Annotated in this window: 17 protein-coding genes; 11 read left to right on the forward strand and 6 right to left on the reverse strand. The window is 62.6% G+C overall.

All coding sequences use genetic code 11. The annotated features are described in order from the left end of the window. Positions 1 to 4 precede the first annotated feature (4 nt). The 3 genes from pqqC to pqqA form a co-directional block, all read right to left on the reverse strand. Entirely contained in the window at positions 5 to 760 is a 756-nt protein-coding gene (gene pqqC, locus IVB05_RS10940; protein ID WP_247786654.1) for a pyrroloquinoline-quinone synthase PqqC, read from the reverse strand. 20 nt (positions 761 to 780) lie between these two features. Next, complete coding sequence (gene pqqB / locus IVB05_RS10945; RefSeq protein WP_247784163.1) at positions 781 to 1,710, reverse strand: pyrroloquinoline quinone biosynthesis protein PqqB; 930 nt, start codon at positions 1,708 to 1,710, stop codon at positions 781 to 783. Positions 1,711 to 1,854: 144 nt separating this feature from the next. Further along, positions 1,855 to 1,935, reverse strand: a complete 81-nt coding sequence (gene pqqA / locus IVB05_RS10950) for a pyrroloquinoline quinone precursor peptide PqqA (protein ID WP_138835738.1) — start codon at positions 1,933 to 1,935, stop codon at positions 1,855 to 1,857. 307 nt (positions 1,936 to 2,242) lie between these two features. Here pqqA and IVB05_RS10955 point away from each other — a divergent pair, with 307 nt between their 5' ends. The 8 genes from IVB05_RS10955 to serA all read left to right on the forward strand — a co-directional run bounded on the left by IVB05_RS10955 (position 2,243) and on the right by serA (position 9,823). After that, positions 2,243 to 2,500 (forward strand): hypothetical protein, encoded by a 258-nt coding sequence (locus IVB05_RS10955; protein ID WP_108518973.1) that lies wholly within the window; start codon positions 2,243 to 2,245, stop codon positions 2,498 to 2,500. 179 nt (positions 2,501 to 2,679) lie between these two features. After that, positions 2,680 to 3,963 (forward strand): PQQ-dependent sugar dehydrogenase, encoded by a 1,284-nt coding sequence (locus tag IVB05_RS10960; RefSeq protein ID WP_247784164.1) that lies wholly within the window; start codon positions 2,680 to 2,682, stop codon positions 3,961 to 3,963. Positions 3,964 to 4,141: 178 nt separating this feature from the next. Next, entirely contained in the window at positions 4,142 to 4,684 is a 543-nt protein-coding gene (locus IVB05_RS10965; protein ID WP_247784165.1) for a c-type cytochrome, read from the forward strand. A 285-nt stretch (positions 4,685 to 4,969) separates the two neighbouring features. Next, positions 4,970 to 6,361: an amidase family protein gene (locus tag IVB05_RS10970; protein ID WP_247784166.1), complete on the forward strand. Its 1,392-nt coding sequence runs from the start codon at positions 4,970 to 4,972 to the stop codon at positions 6,359 to 6,361. 15 nt (positions 6,362 to 6,376) lie between these two features. Then, the gene (locus IVB05_RS10975; protein WP_247784167.1) at positions 6,377 to 6,853 is read left to right on the forward strand and encodes a glutathione peroxidase; all 477 of its coding nucleotides are present in this window, start codon (positions 6,377 to 6,379) and stop codon (positions 6,851 to 6,853) included. After that, entirely contained in the window at positions 6,850 to 7,119 is a 270-nt protein-coding gene (locus tag IVB05_RS10980) for a DUF3297 family protein (RefSeq protein ID WP_247784168.1), read from the forward strand. The genes IVB05_RS10975 and IVB05_RS10980 overlap by 4 nt, the downstream gene beginning before the upstream one ends. A 159-nt stretch (positions 7,120 to 7,278) precedes the next feature. Next, complete coding sequence (locus IVB05_RS10985) at positions 7,279 to 8,448, forward strand: mandelate racemase/muconate lactonizing enzyme family protein (protein WP_247784169.1); 1,170 nt, start codon at positions 7,279 to 7,281, stop codon at positions 8,446 to 8,448. A gap of 106 nt (positions 8,449 to 8,554) precedes the next feature. After that, positions 8,555 to 9,823 carry a phosphoglycerate dehydrogenase gene (serA, locus tag IVB05_RS10990; protein ID WP_247786655.1) on the forward strand — a complete coding sequence of 423 codons (1,269 nt, stop codon included), beginning with the start codon at positions 8,555 to 8,557 and terminating at the stop codon, positions 9,821 to 9,823. 8 nt (positions 9,824 to 9,831) lie between these two features. On the opposite strand, the gene IVB05_RS10995 is transcribed toward serA, so the two are convergent. The 3 genes from IVB05_RS10995 to IVB05_RS11005 all read right to left on the reverse strand — a co-directional run bounded on the left by IVB05_RS10995 (position 9,832) and on the right by IVB05_RS11005 (position 13,294). Next, entirely contained in the window at positions 9,832 to 10,965 is a 1,134-nt protein-coding gene (locus tag IVB05_RS10995) for a DUF418 domain-containing protein (RefSeq protein WP_247784170.1), read from the reverse strand. Positions 10,966 to 11,009: 44 nt separating this feature from the next. Beyond that, entirely contained in the window at positions 11,010 to 12,362 is a 1,353-nt protein-coding gene (locus IVB05_RS11000) for a malonyl-CoA decarboxylase (RefSeq protein WP_247784171.1), read from the reverse strand. A 131-nt stretch (positions 12,363 to 12,493) separates the two neighbouring features. Continuing rightward, complete coding sequence (locus IVB05_RS11005) at positions 12,494 to 13,294, reverse strand: helix-turn-helix transcriptional regulator (RefSeq protein WP_247784172.1); 801 nt, start codon at positions 13,292 to 13,294, stop codon at positions 12,494 to 12,496. Positions 13,295 to 13,362: 68 nt separating this feature from the next. On the opposite strand from IVB05_RS11005, the gene IVB05_RS11010 reads away from it, so the two are divergent. From IVB05_RS11010 to IVB05_RS11020, 3 genes are all read left to right on the forward strand, one after another. After that, positions 13,363 to 14,544: an MFS transporter gene (locus tag IVB05_RS11010; protein ID WP_247784173.1), complete on the forward strand. Its 1,182-nt coding sequence runs from the start codon at positions 13,363 to 13,365 to the stop codon at positions 14,542 to 14,544. A gap of 241 nt (positions 14,545 to 14,785) precedes the next feature. Continuing rightward, positions 14,786 to 15,166, forward strand: a complete 381-nt coding sequence (locus tag IVB05_RS11015; protein WP_247784174.1) for a hypothetical protein — start codon at positions 14,786 to 14,788, stop codon at positions 15,164 to 15,166. Further along, complete coding sequence (locus tag IVB05_RS11020) at positions 15,166 to 15,831, forward strand: OmpA family protein (RefSeq protein ID WP_247784175.1); 666 nt, start codon at positions 15,166 to 15,168, stop codon at positions 15,829 to 15,831. The genes IVB05_RS11015 and IVB05_RS11020 overlap by 1 nt, the downstream gene beginning before the upstream one ends. Positions 15,832 to 15,852 lie beyond the last annotated feature (21 nt).

The following is a 15,852-nucleotide window of genomic DNA, read 5'->3' on the forward strand; positions in this document are numbered from 1 at the left end:
ATCGCTAGTCTCCTCTCGGCACGAACGCCCCGGGCGGTATGTGGCCCTCGACATAGGCATGATACAGCGCGTCGAGCTGAACCCATAGCACATTGGTCTTGAAGATCAGCGCATTGCAGACCGCCTCGCGCTCGGCCGGCGTCTTCGCATTGGCTTTCACGTATTCCAGTGCGAAACCCGCGTCGCGCGGCGCCTGCGTCAGGCGGCGGCTGAAATAGCTCATGATGTCAGGATTGACGAAATCATAATGCTGCAGCATCCCGGAAATGCGCTCCTCATGCAGGTTCGGCGCGAACAGTTCCGTGAGCGAGGAGGCAATGGCCTCCAGCGGCGTCTTGTCGCGGCAGAAATGCACATAGGCTTCCACCGCAAACCGCGTCGCGGGCAGGATGCCTTCCGTCGATTCCACATAGGCGCTGTCGAGTCCGAGGCCCTCGGTCAGCTTCAGCCAGCGCTCGATGCCGCCTTCCGAGCCGATATCGCCGTCGTGATCCTCGATCCGGTGCCGCCATTCGATCCTTGTGGCGCGGTCGCGGAACCGGGAGATCACCATCGCGTCCTTGAGCGGGATCGTGCTCTGGTAAAAATAGCGGTTCAGCGCCCAGGCCTGCACCTGTCCCTTGTTGAGCTTGCCGCCGTGCAGCAGCCGATGAAAGGGATGCAGATTGTGATAGCGCGTCGCGCCGATATGGCGGAGCATCGCTTCGAGTTCATCGGCGCTGTTGAGCGTGATACCCTTGCCGATCGACAGGGCGGTCATTTCCGCCTTGGCCATGACATTCACAGCGTGATCTCCGTTCCATCGGCGGGAATCTGCCAGCCCGCCTGTTCCAGTTCCTTTCGCTCGTCCGAGCCGGAGAGCAAAGCGGGGTTGGAGTTGTTGATATGCAGGAACAACCTGCGGCCGATGTCGAGGCCGGCAAGGCTCTCGATCGCTCCATGTTCGCCCGACATTGAAATATGGCCCATCCCATGTCCCGTCTTGGTGCCGAGCCCCTGGACGATCAATTCGTCGTCGCGCCACACGGTGCCGTCGAAGAAGACCAGCGCGGCGCCCGCCAGGCGCGATTTGAGATCGTCGGTTACATCAGCGCAGGCGGCCAGGAAATAGAAGTACTTGCCGGTGCGCTTGTCCAGAATCCGCAAGCCCAGCGTATCGCCTGCGGCATCGCCGCCGGCCGGATGCGCCTTGCCTTCGAGATACCACGCGCCCTTGCCGGGAACCGCGAAGGGAAGGATTTCCATGCCGGATGGCGGGCCGTCGGGCAAGGCGGGCTCGAACGCCCTGTCGACCTCGATCGGCCGCCGCTTCACGTTGTTTTCGCCCAGCACGTTAAAGATGCTGTTGGATCGCAAAATCGCAAGGACCCGCTCATGCGCATAGAGCGTGAAGGGTGAACCCTCGCGCATCGACAACAGTCCTGCGACCGCGTCGATTTCGCCATTGGTCAGGATCACGCCGGCGATCGGGCTGTGCCTGAGCTGTCCGGCTTTGGGGTGAAGCTGCGGCGTCGCGATCACCTGCTGGCGCAGGTCAGGCGAGGCGTTGATGAGATACCAGTGCGCACCATCGGCGCTGACCGCAATCGAGGCCTGGGTACTGCGCAGCTCAGGACGGTCGCTTCGTGCCTTCCGGCACACCGGACATCCGCAGTTCCACTGCGGGACACCGCCGCCGGCCGCGGCGCCCAGGACGACGACGCGAAGCATGATCCGTCTCCTGGAGATTCCAAACTTGAAGACACAACTGAATTACAAACGCCGCAAAGTGGACACCGGCGTCAGACACAGTTCCGCTATCGGAACGTGTCAGGCCCGGAGGTCCACCTGCGTGAGATATGAAACGCGCTACCCTTACTTGCGCGTGGCGCACATATACATGTTGATTTCCATGCCGACCGATACTTCGACGATTTTCGGCGTCTTCCAAGCCATTTGCCTCTCCCTTTTGGTACCGGGCGAACTCCGCCCTTCCAGGGTAAGGTACTGCGGATCAAAAAGTTCGCCAGTTAAATCTTTTGCCTGGAACCCCATTTGTTTATGCTGCGCCGCAAAGGGATTTCACGGGGTTGTGTGGAGGGTCTCGGTCAAAACGGCGTGGGATCAAGCCTTTCGCGGTTGTTCGCACCGCTGCGAATGACAATTCTGGGTGTGACGGAGCGCTGCCGGCTCCGGATAAAGAACTTGTGAGTTAGTGACGGCCTCCGGCTGCGGGGCCTCAACAGGAGCCAGGTTTCCGCCGATGCCGCGATATTACTTCAACACCCGTATCGGCGATGAGCTGATTTCCGATCCCGACGGCGAAGTGCTCGTCGATCCCGACCGCGCCTGGGAAATGGCGCGCGCCATGATCCGGGAACTGCTCAAGACCGACGGCGCCGATGGCGCGCTGTTGAGCGCGATCATCGAGGTGACCGACGACGATGGCGAGATCGTGCTGGAGTTTCCGTTCGCGGAAGCGATCCTCGATGCCCCCGGCGCCTCGGTTACGAAGCACTGACATGCGATGAGGCCGACCGGTAGCGGCCGACCATTCGGCCAACGCAGTTTCCGGGATGCATGTTTCCGGTTGCGTTTTGACGGAAAAATATCGGAGATTGCCGTCCGGAAAGCCACCAGCGTCGGCACCCTCATGTGCCGCGTGTCGAGAAATGGCTTCCGCCCAGGGGAGAAACGCCCATGATAAGTCATTCGTCGACGCCGCGCAGCCTGTTGCTGGCCGGTGCCTTCTTCAGTGCGTTCACGCTTAGCGCCGCTGCCCAACAGCCTGCCGCACCGCCTGCTGCCGGCGCCCCGCCTGCGGCCGCGCCCGCACTTCCGCCGGGGTCTCCGTTGATCGGGCGCCCCGCCGGCAACGAAGCCGCCGCCAAGCTCGCGCCGAATGCGCCGCCGCCGATACCCGCGGCGCCGGACAAGCTGCCGACAGCGAAGCTCAAAGTGCCGGCCGGCTTCAACATCGAGGTCTATGCCGCCGGCATGGCGAACGCGCGCTCGCTCGCCATGGGCGACAAGGGCACGGTGTTTGTCGGCAGCCGCCTGGTCGACAAGGTCTATGCCATCGTCAACAAGGACGGCAAGCGCGAGGTCAAGGTGCTGGCCTCCGGCCTCTACCGTCCGAACGGTCTCGCCTTCAAGGATGGCACGCTCTACATCGCCGAGCTGTCGAAGGTCTCCAAGATCGAGAAGGTTGAAGACAATCTCGACAACCCGCCGAAGCCGACACTGATCTATGACAAGCTCCCAAAGGACGAGGCCCATGGCTGGAAGTTCATCGGCATCGGTCCCGACAACAAACTCTACGTTCCGGTCGGCCAGCCCGGCAACAATTTGCTGCATAGCGACGATCACGGCCAGATCCGCCGGATGAACCTGGACGGCTCAGATGCGGAAGTGATCGCCAGGGGCGTTCGCCAGACCGTCGGCTTCGACTGGCATCCAGCGACCAAGCAGCTCTACTTCACCGACAACGGGCGCGACTGGATGTCGGAAGACGTGCCCGAGGACGAACTGAACCGTATCACCAAGGTCGGCGAACATTTCGGCGCGCCGTTCTGCCTGCAGGGCAACATCGTCGACCCCGAATTCGGCTGGGGTAAATCCTGCAGCGAATACACTGCCCCGGTTGGCCTGCTGGGCCCGCATTCCGCAGCGCTGGGCATGCGGTTCTACACCGGCAGCATGTTCCCGAAGAGCTACAAGAACGTGGCCATCATCGCCCGGCACGGCTCCTGGAACAGGTCCAAGAAGGTCGGCGGTGACGTCGTCGTCGCCAAGCTGAACAAGGACGGCACGATGAAGTCGATGGAGCCGCTCGTCACCGGCTTCCTGGAAGACAACAAGTATATCGGCCGCCCGGTCGATGTGCTGCCGATGAAGGATGGCTCGGTGCTGGTCTCCGACGACTGGAACGGCGCCGTCTACCGCATCACCTACGGCAAGCAGAAGGTGGCGGGGAAGCAGTAGCTACCTCAAGTGATCTCTCACTTCGTGATGGCCGGGCTGAAGCGCGTCTTCGCGCAGATGTCCCGGCTATCCACGTCTTCGTTGCCTGGATCAGTCAAACATGGATGCCTGGCCTAAGGCGGGCACAACGAGTTCAGCTGAAAAGTGCTTATCTATGCGTAAGATAATGATAGCGCTGATGTTTGCCTCCATCACGTTCTCTGCAGGTGCAGAGACCATTGAGGAGCGCGCCGCGCCTTGCCTGGCCTGTCACGGCGAGAAGGGCCAATCCGAGACCGAGAATACCCCCTCGCTTGGCGGCCAGCAGGCGCCGTACACGCTGATCCAGCTCTTCATGTTCCGCGAGAAGTTGCGCACCTTCGAGCCGATGAACGAGATGGCGAAGGTGCTGACCGACGATGATCTTCGCGTGTTTTCTGAATTCATCGCCAAGCTGCCGAAGCCGGCACCGCCGGCTGACGCCGGCGAGTCTGCGCGGCTGCAGCGGGGGCAGACGCTGGTGCAGCAGCACCGCTGCGACACCTGCCACAATCCTGATCTTTCCGGCAAGGAGAACGTCGCGCGCATCGCCAACCAGCGCGAGGACTACCTCGCCAAGACCCTTGCCGAGTACAAGGACAACAGCCGCCATGGTTACGATGGCAGCATGGCCGACGTGATGGCCCCGATCGCAGCAGAGCAGATATCCGATCTCGCCCATTACATCGCCCGTATGCGCTAGCTTAACCTCGCCCCGCTTGCGGGGAGAGGTCGGATCGCCATCGGCGATCCGGGTGAGGGGGTACAGGTCTCACCAATTGGCGGCAGTGCTCGCGGATAGAGCCCCTCACCCCGACCCTCTCCCCGTGAAGAACGGGGAGAGGGAGCAACGCTCGGACGGCGGGCCCGCTGGCGTTGCCCTGCGCCCGGCGCTGGGCTTTTGATTTGACGCGTTTTCTTGGCGCGAACCGGTTTCCACTTCGCTGGAAAACGCTCTAAAAGGGCGCCAATCGATATGGAGTTTTGCATGCAGGATCTATGGCGCCTGTCGGCCGCGGAAATGGCTTCGCTGATCAGGTCGAAAAAAGTTTCGGCGAAGGAGGCGGCGACCGCGGCGCTGGCGCGGCTGGACGCGGTCAACCCCAAAATCAACGCCGTGGTCGACCACAGGCCTGAGGATGTCCTGGCGCAGGCTTTCGCCGTCGATGCCGCGATCGGGCGCGGCGAAGACACCGGTCCCCTTGGCGGCGTACCTGTCACGGTGAAGGTCAATATCGACCAGGAAGGCTTTGCCACCACCAACGGGCTGAAGCTGCAGCGCGACGCCATCGCCAAGAGCAACAGCCCCGTGATCGACAATTTGCGCAAATCCGGCGCCGTCATCCTGGGACGCACCAATTGCCCGGCGTTCTCCTATCGCTGGTTCACCACCAACCTCATTCATGGCGACACCAAAAACCCGCGCGATCCCGGCATCACGCCGGGCGGCTCGTCTGGCGGGGCGGGGGCGGCGGTCGCGGCCGGCATCGGGCATATCGCGCACGGCACTGACATCGCAGGATCGATCCGCTATCCGGCTTACGCCTGCGGCGTGCATGGCCTGCGGCCGACCATGGGACGGATCGCGGCGTTCAACGCGGCGCTTCCCGAACGGCCGATCGGGCCGCAGATCAGCGCGGTCTCCGGTCCGCTGGCCCGCACCATCGGCGATATCAGGATCGCGCTGGCTGCGATGGCGGCAAGGGATTATCGCGATCCCTGGTGGGTGCCGGCGCCGCTCGAAGGCCCGGCGATGCCCAAGCGCGTCGCGATGTGCCTCAACCCGGATGGCCTCGATCCCGTCCCCGAGGTGAAGGCCGCGGTTGCCGATGCCGGCAAGCGTCTGGCGCGCGCGGGCTGGATCGTCGAGGAAATCGCCAACACGCCGCCGCTGCGCGAGGCCGCCGATCTGCAGACGAAACTCTGGCTCGGCGATGGTTATGAGGCGCAACTGGAAGCCGCCGAGCGCGAAGGCGATCCCGGCGCGCTGGCCTGCCTGCGCGGCAACCGCGCAAAAGTGCATCCGTTCGACCTGTCGAAGGCGCTGACGCGGCGCGCGACGCTGACGCGCGAATGGCTGGCGTTCTTTGAAAAGTATCCCGTGCTGCTGATGCCGGTATCGGGCGAATTGCCGTTCCCCGATCAACTCGACCGCAAGGACGAGGCGTCGTTTGCGCGCGTCTGGCATGCGCAATTGCCGCAGATTGCCATTCCCTTCATGGGGCTTCCCGGGCTAACGGTCTCGACTGGATTGGTCGGACGCGTGCCTGTTGGCGTGCAACTGGTTTCCGGCCGTTACCGCGAGGATTTATGCCTTGCTGCCGGCGAGGCGATCGAAGCCGGCGGAACGCCGTCGGCGGCGATTGATCCGGCGGGCTAATTTCGAAAGAACACGATGCCAGGCATTTATGATTTTACGGCGCAGTCGCTCGCCGGCGAAGAGGTGCCGCTGAAGCGGTTTGAAGGTCAGGTGCTCCTGATCGTCAACACCGCGAGCGCCTGCGGGTTCACGCCGCAATACAAGGGTCTCGAGCAATTGCAACGCGAACTGGCGTCGCGTGGCTTTGCGGTGCTCGGCTTTCCCTGCAACCAGTTCGGCGGGCAAGAGCCGGGCGATGCCAAACAGATCGGAGAGTTCTGCGAACGCAAATATGACGTGACGTTTCCGATGTTCGCCAAGATCGACGTCAACGGCAGCCACGCGCATCCGTTGTTCAACCATCTGAAGAATGAGAAATCGGGGCTGCTCGGTTCGTCGATCAAATGGAATTTCACCAAATTCCTGGTCGACCGATCGGGCAAGGTGGTCGGGCGCTATGCACCGACCGTGACCCCCGAGGGGCTACGAAGAGAAATCGAGGCACTGCTGTGAGCGAGACCAACAAAGCGATGAACGACGAATTCCCCGACCGTCTTTCGGTCGATCCGAACAGCCCGTATTACAATGCCGATATCCTCGCGCGCGACGTCGGCATTCGCTTCAAGGGCGTCGAGAAGACCAATGTCGAGGAATATTGCATCAGCGAGGGCTGGGTGCGCGTCACCGCGGGCAACGCCAAGGACCGCTACGGCAACCCGCTGACGATCAAGGTGCACGGCCCGGTCGAGCCGTATTTTCGCGATAAAGCGGGATCCTGACGCGGTCTCTCGTCGTCATTGCCTGCGACAAACGCGAAGCGTTTGCGCAAGGGAGCGAAGCGACGAAGCAATCCATTCTTCCTCTTGCGGCGCTATGGATTGCTCCGCTTCGCTCGCAATGACGGTGTAGAAGCAGCGTCACCACGAAAGCCATCCACCGTGTCCGTCCGTATCGTCGACGTCTGCGAAATCACAAAACCGATCTCCTCGCCGATCCGCAACGCCTATATCGACTTCACCAAGATGACGACGAGCCTTGTCGCCGTCGTCACTGACGCCGTGCGCGACGGCAAGCGCGTGGTCGGCTACGGCTTCAACTCGAACGGCCGCTACGGGCAGGGCGGCCTGATCCGCGAACGCTTTGCGCCGCGGCTGAAAGAGGCCGATCCCAAGAGCCTGCTCGATGCCGATGGCGGCAATCTCGATCCGGACAAGGTCTGGGCTGCCATCATGGCGAACGAGAAGCCGGGCGGCCATGGCGAGCGCTCGGTCGCGGTGGGCACCATCGATATGGCGGTGTGGGATGCGGTGGCGAAGATCGCCGGCAAGCCGCTATTTCGTTTGCTCGCCGAGCGTCACGGCCTCAAGGCCGATCCGCGTGTGTTCGTATATGCCGCCGGCGGTTACTATTATCCCGGCAAGGATCTGTCGGCGTTGCGCGGCGAAATGCGCGGCTATCTCGACCGCGGCTATAACGTCGTGAAGATGAAGATCGGCGGGGCGCCGATCGCGGAAGATCGCGAGCGCATCGAAGCGGTGCTGAAGGAGATAGGCAAGGATGCGCAGCTCGCCGTCGACGCCAACGGCCGCTTCGACCTGGAGACCGCGATCGCGTATGCAAAAATGCTGCGGGAATATCCGCTGTTCTGGTACGAGGAGGCCGGCGATCCCCTCGACTTCGCGCTGCAGGCCGCGTTGGCCGAATTCTATCCCGCGGCCATGGCGACCGGCGAAAACCTGTTCAGCCATCAGGACGCAAAGAATCTCATTCGCTATGGCGGCATGCGGCCGGATCGCGACTGGCTGCAGTTCGATTGCGCGCTGTCCTACGGCCTGTGCGAATACCAGCGCACGCTGGCGGTCCTGAGGACGCACGGCTGGTCGCCGAGCCGCTGCATTCCCCACGGGGGCCACCAGATGTCGCTCAATATCGCGGCGGGCCTCGGGCTGGGCGGCAACGAGAGCTATCCCGACCTGTTCCAGCCCTATGGCGGCTTCCCGGACGGCGTTCGTGTCGAAAACGGCCATATCACCATGCCCGATTTGCCGGGCATCGGGTTTGAGGGAAAATCCGATCTCTATGCGGAGATGAAGGCGCTGGCGGTGTGAGCCTGGATCTCATAATTAGTGGCTTGGACAGGAAATTCGGCTTGGCGCCGATAGTGGATTTCCAGGCCGTCAGCTTACCGATCATCTATCTCTGAAGGACGCCGCGATCTTGCCCAGTAAACTTTCCCTTCCCCAACTCTCGCTCTCGAAGGACAAGATTCGGGTCTTGCTCCTCGAAGGGGTCAACGACAGCGCCGTGCAGATGATAGAGGCTGCGGGCTATTCCAGCATGACGCGCTTGTCCAAGGCGCTTGAGGGCGATGCGCTCAAGGAAGCCATCAAAGGCGTGCACCTGCTGGGCATCCGCTCACGCACGCAGATCACAACGGACGTTCTTGAGGCCGCGGACCGGCTCATCGCGATCGGATGCTTCAGCGTCGGCACCAATCAGGTGGATATTGACGCCGCTCGCCGAAGCGGGATTCCCGTGTTTAACGCCCCGTTTTCCAACACGCGAAGCGTGGCTGAACTGGTGATCGGCGAGATCGTCATCCTGCTGCGCCGGATCGTCGCGCGTTCCAACGCGGCCCACGAGGGGCGCTGGGACAAGTCCGCAAGCGACAGCTATGAGGTGAGGGGCAAGACGCTCGGCATCATTGGCTACGGCAATATCGGCTCGCAGCTCTCGAATCTCGCGGAAGCGCTGGGAATGAGGGTCATCTTCTACGATCACACCGACAGGCTTCGTCATGGCAACACCGAGCCGACCGCGACCTTGCATGAGCTGCTGGCGCAAAGCGACGTCGTGACGTTGCATGTCCCGGAGACATCAGCCACGCATGGCATGATCGGGCGTGAGGAGATTGCGGCGATCAAGCGTGGCGCGTACTTCATCAACAACAGTCGCGGGACGGTCGTTGACCTCGAGGCGCTGGCCGATGCACTGCGCGAAGGCAGGCTTCGTGGCGCTGCGGTTGACGTTTTTCCGGTCGAGCCGCGTTCGAATGCGGACCGTTTCGTATCGCCGCTGCAGGGTCTGGAGAACGTCATCCTGACGCCGCACATCGGCGGTTCGACCGAAGAGGCGCAAGAACGCATCGGTGCCGAAGTGGCACGCAAGCTCGTCGATTACAGCGATTCCGGTTCGACGATGGGCGCTGTCAATTTCCCCCAGGTCCAGCTACCGCCGCGGCCATCGGGGACGCGGTTTATTCAGGTACAGCGCAATCTGCCGGGCATGCTCGGGCGTTTGAATGAAGTGCTCGCGCGCCACGCAGTCAACATTGCCGCTCAATACTACGAGACCGACCACGAGGTAGGCTATGTGGTTCTTGACGCTGATGCCTCCGGAGCCGACGGCCAGCGTGTGCTTGCGGACATCCGGTCTCTGGAGGGCACCATTCGCGCCCGATTGCTCTATGAATACAAGATCTGAGCCTGGCGCTACGCCGTCTGCCGCATCGGCTGCGCCTCGCCATACATCAGCGTGCGCCACAGCCATTCGACCGGCCCGTAGCGGCAACGGCCGAGCCACCACGCACTGAACAGGACCTGCGCGGCGTAAACCGCGACGCCGATGGCGAGTGCGCTTGTGACGCCGAGGCGGCCGAACAGGCCGAGACCGTAGCCATAAAAGATCCAGCCGAAGATCAGGGATTGTGCGAGGTAGTTGGTGAACGCCATGCGTCCCAGCGGCGCGGCCCAGCCAAGCAGCTTCTTTCCGCATCTGAGATTGGCGATGCCGATGATGGCGGCAGCGTAGCCCAGCGCCAGCAGGATGGTGCCGAGTGCCTCAGCGCCGGAAAGGATCAATGCCGCGCCGAGGCCAATACAGGGGGCGGCGATCCAGAGCAGGCGCCCGGGTGCGTTTTGCAGAAGGCCGACGCGCCAAGCGAACGCGCCGAGAAGAAACAACCCGATCGTGCGCGGGAAGATAAACGCGTGCAGTGGGACGATAAGAGGAATCTCGCGGAGCCGGAACGCCAGCACATCAAGGAAACCGCCTGTCGCATAGATGCGGGTGGCATCCGCGACATGCTGCGCGATCGTGGCCGTGCTGGGAAACAGTCCCGTCGGTGGAAAGGCCTGCATCGCAAGATAGAGCCCGAGAAACGCCAGCGCGGCGATGGCCAGTAGCCAGCGCGGACCAAACAGAAACGGCAGGACGATCAGGCCAGCGAGCGCATATTCGGTGAGAATATCGCCGTTCCAGATCAGGCACAGGTGAATGAGCCCGAATGCCAGCAGCACGGCTAGCCGGCGTATGAGGAGCGAGGTGCGGCGCTCACTGTTCGCAAGCCGCTCGAACTGGATGGCAAGGCCTGCGCCGAACAGCAGCGAAAACAGCGCAAGTGCCTTCATCTCGACGGCCAGCACCAGGATCGTTTCGATGATGCTATCGATCGGCGATGCTGCGGGCTTTTGCGAAAGAAACTGCTCGAAGATCGAGACGCGAAATTCATTGACCACGTTGATCGCGACAACGCCGAGCAGGGCGAGACCCCGCAGCACATCGATGGCGTCGATCCGTTCTCCGGGGTTTATCGGCCGTGGAAATACGCCGCCATCGGAAGCCATTGCGAACTGATTTCCAATTGAGCCCCGGCCAGTTCCAGCCCGCTCTACGACAGCCGCATGTCCAGCAACCGCCGCCCCTCGGTCTTGAGCATCTTCTTCACTGTGCTTGAAGCCGCGATCTCGCCCTGGTTGGCATAGGCCTCGTGGTTCTTCTCGATATCTTCGAGTCGATAGAGGTAATTGACCATGACGCCTGCGGATTCGCGCACGCCCTTGGGCGAGAGGTCGCCGAGCCAGTTGATCTTCTCCAGCCGCGCGCCGTTGCCGATATGGAAGCGCGCCACCGAATCGATCAGCCGTCCCTTTGGCGTGCGGGCTTTGAGGAAGTAATGCGCAGCCAGCGGCTCCAGCACGGCGCGCAGTTGCGCGGTCAGCTCGGCATCCTCGAACCAGTCCGGTCTGTCGAGGCTTTCCAGCAGCGCGCGTTCCTCGTCGCTGACCGGCACGTCATCGGCCTGTTTCAGCCATTGCATGAAGCCCGGCACCGGCGACAGCGTGATGAACGTATCCAGCTTCGGCAATTCGCGCCGCAATTCCTCGGCCACCTGCTTGATCAGGAAGCTGCCGAAGGAAATGCCGCCCAGGCCTTTTTGCGTATTCGAGATCGAATAGAACACGGCGGTGCGGGCGCGTTCGATCGGAACCGGCTGACGTTCGGCGGCGAGCAGCGGCGCGATCGCGGTCGGTATAGCTTCGGTCAGCGCAACCTCGACGAAGATCAGCGGTTCGTCGGTAAGCTGGGGATGGAAGAAGGCGTAGCAGCGGCGGTCGATCGGGTCGATGCGGCGGCGCAAATCGTTCCAGTCGTGGATTTCGTGCACGGCCTCATAACGGATGATCTGTTCCAGAATATTCGCTGGCGTCGACCAGTCGATCCTGCGTAGCACGAGAAATCCCCTGTTGAACCAAGAAGACAATAGATGCACGACATCGCGGTCGAGCGCGGCCAGATCCTTGTTGCCCTTCATCAGGGCAAGCAGGTCGGCGCGCATCGCTACCAGATCGCTGGTGCCGCCCGGCGCGCGGTTGAGCCGGCGGATCAGCTCCTGCCGTTGCGGCTCGGAAGCAAAGTGCAGGTCGCTGGCATCGCTGTCGTTCGGCTGGCTGCGCCAGCTCTCGATCGCCTGCGACAGTTTTTCGCGGTTGGGGCCAAACTCTTTCGCCAGCGTTTCGAAGAAGGTGAGCCGGCCGGCGGCGTCGAGGTCGTGGTAGCGGTCGAGCACGTCGCGCGCCATCGCGGTGCCGGACGCTTCGCCGCGGCCGGACAGCAGCGCCTTGCATAGTTCAAGCAGTTCGGAGGCGTCCTGGCGGGCGACCGACGGCTCGCCCCGCCGAAGCAGCGTGCGGCCACGTTCTGATATCGTCGAGAGAAGGTCGGAGAAAAAGGCGTTGGCCATGCGGTGGGTCGAATCCAGCTGATACTGCGGAATCTTATACGTAATTTAGGACGGTGCCGATCACAATCAAGCGCATGGATCGTACGGAAATATGTCATGCCTTATGTGGGAGCACTCACTATGTGGGGTATTCACTCCTTCCCGGCAAATTCCGTCGGCGTTTTTCCGGTAACCTGCCGGAAGGCATGGGAAAACGCGGGCACGCTGGCATAGCCCAGATCCGAGGCAAGCTGCTTGACCGAGACGCCGGCGTCCGTCGACAGCTTCTCGATCGCGGCCGCGATGCGGGCGCGCTGGCACCAGCTCTTGAAGCTCAATTGCGTCTCCGACGAGAACAGCCGTGACAGCGTCCGCACCGAGGTGCCGACCTCGCGCGCCAGGCTCTCGATCTCGTGGTCGGCGGTCGGGTCCGCCAGCACGATGTCGGCGGCACGCCGGCAGCGCGGCTCACGCGGCAGCGGGACGAAGGTCGCGGAATCCTCCGCCTGGTCCAATTCCATCATCGCCAGCCGCAGCAGAAGCGCGGTTCGTTCCCGGTCGCCGCGATCGTCGAACAAGGCGAGTATGGTCTGATGCAGGAGCGGCGACACCCGCACCACGAATTCCGCCTCCAGGCTGTGGCTGCGCGCCTCGCGCTGCAGCCAGGCGAGCTCGAAATAGAGCGTCCGCATCTCGATATCGGCCAGCACGTCGATCGCATGTTCCGACAGCGCGGGCACCCAGACCGCACGGTCCGGCGGCACCAGCCAGCGGCCTTTCGGCGTCGTCACCTGCATTGTGCCCTTGGCCGCATAAACAAGCTGCGCCTCGCGGTGCATGTGGGTGTGGATCCGGAAGCCCTTCCTGTAGCTGTTCGCGATCATGTGGATGCCGTCGCCGGTCGAGGTGAGGCGTCCGATAATGGCGGCAATTGGCTTTTCGGCGATATTCATTGGCGACATCCCGTCAGGACAACCCCGTATAACCTATTTCGGAAAATTGCGGGATTCGGGAATCGACCATGAACAGCCCCAGCCGGGTGATCACTTTCGTCAACGCCGCCCATTTCATCGACCATTATGCGATGCTGATTTTCGCCGCCGCCGTCATCATCATGGGGCCGGCGCTCGGCATGGCCTATTCGGAACTATTGCCATACGCCACCCCGGGCTTCGTCGCGTTCGGCGCGGGCTCGCTCATCACCGGCTGGCTCGGCGACCGCTGGAGCCGCCGCCATATGATGGTGATCTTCTTCATTGGCATTGGCGCATCGATGATCTCGGTCGGGTTCGTCTCGACCCCGCTGCAGCTCGGCGCGGCGCTGCTGGCGATCGGCCTGTTCGCCTCGATCTATCATCCGGTCGGCACCGCGATGATCGTGTCCTATGCCGACAAGCTCGGCCGCGAGATGGGCCTGAACGGCGTCTGGGGCAATCTCGGCGTGGCGTCCTCGGCGCTGGTCACCGGCGTGATCGGGCAATATCTCGGCTGGCGCTGGGCTTTTATCGTCCCGGGCATCGTCACTATGCTGATCGGCGTGGCCTTTGCGCTGATGGTGGTGCACGAGGACCGAACGGGCACCAGGCAGGCGGCGGCGCAGGCCAGGGTGGCCAAGCAGGACATGTGGCGGGTGTTGCTGGCCTTGCTGATCGTGGTGATCGCGATATCCACCACGTTCAACGCCATCACCGTGGCGATGCCGAAACTGTTCGCCGAGCGGCTGGCCGGCATGACCAGCAGCCCGGCGTTGCTCGGGGTCATCGCGGCCGGCGTCTATGTCTTCGGCGCGATGACGCAGTATACCATCGGCAAGTTGATCGACCATTATTCGCTGAAGACCGTGATGCTGCCGCTGTCGTTTTTGCTGGCGCCGTTCATGTATTTCGCGGCGACGCTGTCGAACCTGCCGCTGATCGTCGCCTCCATCGGCATCGTGATGGGCGCGTTCGGCCAGGTCACCGTCAACGACGCCATGGTCGGCAAATACACCAGCGAGGAATGGCGCTCGCGCGCCTATTCGGTGCGCTACTTTATCGGCTTCACCGCGGCGGGCGCGTCCGTCGGCCTGGTGGCATGGCTTTACGAGAAGGGCGGCTTCGTCACCATGCTGCAGGCATTCGGCGCGCTGTGCCTGCTGGTGATCGTGGCGGCGCTCATCCTGCCGCAGGAGATCAAGGTGCCGGCGGCGCAGACCTCACCGTGAGCTCATCCGATCTTCGGCAGCCGGCTGTCGAACTCATGGTGTCATCATTCTGTCATGGCGCCGGCGGCCGGCGCATGGGCATATCGGGGCCTGATGTCCGGGCTACCCGCGACGATTTGTTGCGGCGCAACAGATCAGGGTAACGCAGCCATCTCAAACAGAACACTTGACCATCGCTACCCTCCTTGTGTGAGGTGCGCGCATGACCCGAATCCGACTTTTCCTGTTCATAATTGCGATATTGGCGCCTTCGCTGGCGGCGGCGCAGCAGTCCATGAAATTCGAGGAGGCCGGGGCCATGCTGGCCGCGAGCTGCGGCAAGGACATCGATGACAACTGCCGCGGTGTCAATCTCGACGCCACGCGCCTGCGGGAGTGCCTGAGCCGAAATCAGGACGTGGTGTCGGCGAAGTGCAAGGCCGATTTTCCCCAGGCCCTCGGCGCCATCCAGCAGCGCATTACCGCGCGCACCTCGCTTGTCAAATTGTGCAATTGGGAATTGAAACACCTGTGCGGCGAGGTCCGGGAGGATCCCGTCAAGGGTCTGCAATGCCTGCTGGAGTCGACCAAGAAGGCGACCCCGAACTGCAACAAGGCGATCAGCGCAGCGGGGTATCGCTGATGTTTTGGGGGGAAAAGCTGCGCGGTATCGCTCTCGTGCTGGGCGCCGTGGCCCTGTTTGTCTTGCCGACGGCCGCACGCGCGCAAACGGCGACGTCGACGGGCGATATCATTGAGAAGCTTGCTGTTGAGGCCGAGTCGGATATCGATCTGACGGCCCTGCGCCAGCAGGCTGCCGACCGCATCAAGGCGAGAGCCGATGCCCAGCCGCAAAAGCGGCCGCCGATCGCGCCGCAGCTGACGAAACTGCCGCAAGTCCGTTTCGACGTCGTGTTCGACCAGGATTCTTCGCTGATCCGGCCGGCCTCCTACCAGACGATCGGCAGCATCGCCGATGCATTGACCGATCCGAAATTGCGGCCCTACCGTTATCTGATCGTCGATCATGTCGAATCCGCCGGCCGGCGCGATCACAATCTGATCCTGAGCCAGCGGCGCGCCGAATCGATCCGGGATGTGCTGGTGAACACCTTCAAGGTGTCGCCGAAACGGCTTCAGGCCCTTGGTCTCGGCGAGGAACAGTTGCAGGATGTCAATCGCCCGGCGTCGCCTGCCAATGCGCGCGTCCAGATCATTGTGATCGGCAAGTTTGAAACGGCCGATCCGGCAACGCCGGCGGCGGCAGCGCCCAAAGGCGCCGCTGCGGCAAAGAAAAAGAAGCGCTGATCACCCCAAGCAGGGGTGAGA

The sequence above is a fragment of the Bradyrhizobium sp. 170 genome, assembly GCF_023101085.1.
Lineage (GTDB): Bacteria > Pseudomonadota > Alphaproteobacteria > Rhizobiales > Xanthobacteraceae > Bradyrhizobium.